Source organism: Pseudoalteromonas shioyasakiensis (assembly GCF_022398475.1).
Taxonomy (GTDB): Bacteria; Pseudomonadota; Gammaproteobacteria; order Enterobacterales; family Alteromonadaceae; genus Pseudoalteromonas.
In genome coordinates, this window is the sequence record NZ_JAKEVM010000246.1 from 1 (window position 1) to 4,243 (window position 4,243).

1 protein-coding gene is annotated in these 4,243 nt (G+C 32.3%); it reads left to right on the top strand.

The window, feature by feature from the left end; all coding sequences use genetic code 11:
• Nucleotides 1-2,791 precede the first annotated feature (2,791 nt).
• The coding region (locus tag L1D51_RS21100) for a hypothetical protein (protein WP_239964786.1) at nt 2,792-4,243 on the top strand (1,452 nt) is incomplete at its 3' end.

The following is a 4,243-nucleotide window of genomic DNA, read 5'->3' on the forward strand; positions in this document are numbered from 1 at the left end:
ATTTAATTGCCTCTAAAGAAGACTATTTCTTAGTAAATAAAAATTTAGTATTTAAAGCATTACATCAATGGGCTGGAGACAATTCTAAAAAAATTAGCTTTGTTGCTTATCTAGAGCAAGCATATCAAGAATATGAATCAACAAAAGTTGTAAAACTTGAGTCAAGTATACTTGAGAGTTCCGGTCTAATAAGACATTGCCCTGAAGTAGTTAAGTTAGTTAGGAAACAAACCTTTATTAATGATGATAACGCAAAGTTAATTTTTGATTCCATCATCGGAGAAATCAAACACTCTTACGACTTGGGTGCTGTTAAAAGAATATATACTGAAAGTGCTGCTTGGGGGCCATTATCTGTACTATGTAAAAATGAAGATGACTTTACCTTGTATAAGGAAAAGTATCTTGAGGAAAAAGAAAAACTATATGGAAAGAGTGAAAATTTACTGGCTTCTGATAATACCTCTTTAATTAACAAATTTTATGAATGCTTTAATTCTGGTAGGGTTTCTGGTGCATATAAAATCCTTGAAAAGTTTAATTCAATTATTGAAGAAGCTCATTTAAAGGAAAGAAAAGAAAAACAAGCGTTTGTAAATAAAATGCTCTCGCAACTTTCTCAAATAAAAGAGGGGGCTGATAGTCAAAACTTATCCGATTCATGGTTCGATGAACTATATGATAAGTGTGCAGTGTTAGAAAGAATCTTAAGAACAATACTTCGAAAAGAAAAGACCTCAGAAGTCGCTGAAGATTATCAAATATTGCCTGAAAGCTTGATTGAAGCTTTAAGTGAAACTGTAGCAAATGGCTCTGAGGATTTTTCTGAGTTTACAGCTTTATTAGAGCAAAGCAAAAAAAATAGCAAAGTCGATACCAAGGCAGAACTCAAGCTCGAAGATGTAAAGTCTGAATGCCTAGAGTTAGTTTCTCATTGGGAATCTCTAATTTCTGTTGAAAATATTGAACCTAAGACTATTAGAGCTAATTGGGAGGGTTTCGTAAAAGAGTTTGCTAAATCTACGAATTTATACCATGACTCAAAAGATGAAAAGAAAAGGTTTGGAAAACATATTTCAGCTAGTTTGGATTATACATTTCCTGTTTATCAAAGTGCGTTTTATAAACCTCAAAGTGAATTTCTGAAACGACCTATTAGATTTTATTTGTATAGAAAAGAAGTAGATATAACTTCTCTTCAAAGGCTAGAGGCAGAGCTTGAAAGTGAAAATTCAATTTCGCACCTTCATATAGTTTTTTCCGCTCAGGATAGTAAAAAATTAAAAAAATATTTTGATTATGACAAAAGCTTCAAAAACTTTTTAATTATTGATCAAGAGTTTCTCTTGTATTTATGCTCTTCTAAAAAGAAAGACGTTCCGTTAAGACAGGCTCTCCAAGCTNTTCATATAGTTTTTTCCGCTCAGGATAGTAAAAAATTAAAAAAATATTTTGATTATGACAAAAGCTTCAAAAACTTTTTAATTATTGATCAAGAGTTTCTCTTGTATTTATGCTCTTCTAAAAAGAAAGACGTTCCGTTAAGACAGGCTCTCCACGCTTCAGTAAGCAACTTGGCAAATTCTTCGCCATTTGTTTCACAAGGCTATTGCCATCAAGCCAATAATATTTATGTTGGAAGAAAAGATACCTTACAGCAACTATTGACTAATCCGCAAGCTATGATTTGGGGAGGAAGAAGGATAGGTAAAACATCGGTACTGCATGCGCTTAAAAACTCATTGTTGAATAGAAAATACAAAGTTGCCTATGTTTATGTTGACATTCATGATGATAAAGATCCAGATTTGGCAATTGCAAAAAAAATATCTCAAACTTTGGAGTTAGGTGATATTAAAACAATAGCTTCTTTTGAAAAAAAAGTTAATACGTTAAGAAAGAGTGGTCATAAATTAGCTTTCCTAATTGATGAAGTGGATGAATATATAAAGAAAAGTCGCAAAGTTCATGGCTTGGAGTTTCCTCTAGCAACTGTTTTGAGGCAACTAGTTATGGATGACTCCGACAAACAAACCTATTTGGTATATTCTGGGTATCATCAATTATATTATGAAGCAAAGTTAGACAAGGAAAAAAAGAGGGTGGGACATCCTTTTATTAACATAACTCAGCAAATACCTATTAGAGACCTTACATACGATGATATAGCTGAGCTTTTAAGAACAGGGTTCGAAGATATGCTAGGGTTGCAGTTGCACCCTTCTGTTCCAAGGCTTATAGCTAAGCGGGCATCAAGACATCCAGCATTTGTTCAGCAATTTTGCCGTTGTTTATTAGAACATGTTTCCAAGCGAAGATCTCCTGGTAGTGTTGTCACAATTACTAAGGCTGATGTTGATGAGGTTTACAACACAAATATAAATCAAAGTGGTGGTGAACAAGCTTTTATAAATTACTTTAATGACACCCTTGGATACAACTTGTCTCATTTGGGACATGCTATTTTATTAGCATTTACAGATCCAGAACTTTATAAAACTGATTCAATTGATCCATTTATAGACAAGCAGGAAATTTTGTCTTTACTTAATCAATGGTGTGAAGTTATTCAGATTCAACAATTAGATTTAAAGCATTTTGAGCAAACTATAGAATTGCTTCAAATGACAAATATGTTGACTGAAGATCAAAAGATTCATGGTAGATATCGAGCTACTTACCCCACACATTTAGATATACTGAAACGCTTAGATAAAATAAATAAAACAGCAATTGAAGATTCTCTCAAAGCTTATGACGATATAGAAAGAGAAAAAGGAATACTTCTATAATGGATAATCAATGGCTTCAAAAAGTTAATGCTGACAACAAGGGAATTTGGGGAGTCTTAACCCAACGTTTTTCAACTAGAGGAGCGGATTGCCTTTACAAAGTAACTCAGCGTGATTTTCATAAAGAAATTCTAGATATCAGTATCGATCATGATACTAATGAGCTCATAATAAAATTTGAAGAAAAATGCTTTAATTATTCTACATATGATGACTTGATTTACGATATAAAATCGGTAGCAGATGAATTTAAAAAAAATAAAATAAGATTAATCTTTAGAGACTTTCATATTGCTAATGATGAGCAAAGATATAATTTACTCAAAAAGTCTAGGGCATTGCATGAATCCTGTTCCGGAGTATCACTACAGTTCATATTTTGTGGTGAATGGAGTTATTTTGAATATAAAAATTATTTTGAGAATTCGGATAAAAGGACTATTTCTCCTTCAGCGGAATATAAGAATATTGTTGAAGTACCTCAAGTTGAGTGTCCAGAAATAGAAAAGCTCCTTTTTGATCAACGTCTCATTTCATCAAACCCATCATATGCAGAAAAAGTTCTAATCGAATATTTGCGAGAGTCCACAGATGGAAACGAGTTTTTACTTGGGCAAGTAATAGAAGCATTAACTTTAGAAGACGGTAATATTGTTGAGAATGCCGAAAGAGTCATTTCAGAACTATCCTCTTCGAATAAGGTAATTGAATATGTTACTAATGTCACAAACCAACTCTCTGACGAAGAAAGATTAGAAATAAACAAGTTATTATTTGCTCACAAACTTATTAGACCAGGGGATTGCAGGCACTCTGAAAAATTATGGATATTTGGTTTGGTGAAAAAAGAAAAAGTAGGTAGCAACAAACAACTGATTTCAATATCAAATAAAATCTTTGATAAGGCTTTAAGAAATATTAACACCATCATTGATAAGAAGGTGTGTATGCCCCCAGAAAATGTTTGTTTTAATTTAAATGTGATAGCTAGAGAGGTATTTAAAAAAGTAGCTGCTATTGAAAACCTACTAAGAAATATAGCAGTTTCAGTCTGGTATGAGGAATTCGGTGAAAATTGGAAAAAGCAATTAAATAGGGCTAAAACACCTTTTAAACAAAACACTGAAACTATAGAGTTAATTTCTTTGGTTTTGCAATGTGTAAGGGATGAATTTCCTCACTTGGATAACAACGATAAAAGTGAACTTTCTAATTCTAAAGAACCTCACACTATTCAAAGGAGTAGCAATACAACAGTTCTTGAATCAGCTAATGATTGGATGACTCGAGTGAGACAGGATTCTAACATAGAACTAAGTGAAGCTAACATTATGCACTTTCTTACTTCGGAGTCCTTAAAATCAGTTTATACAAATAAAAATAGTCATTTGCATGGAGATAAAAAACTTTTTAAAAATAAAAATGAATTACAAATAATTCTAGAGTCATTC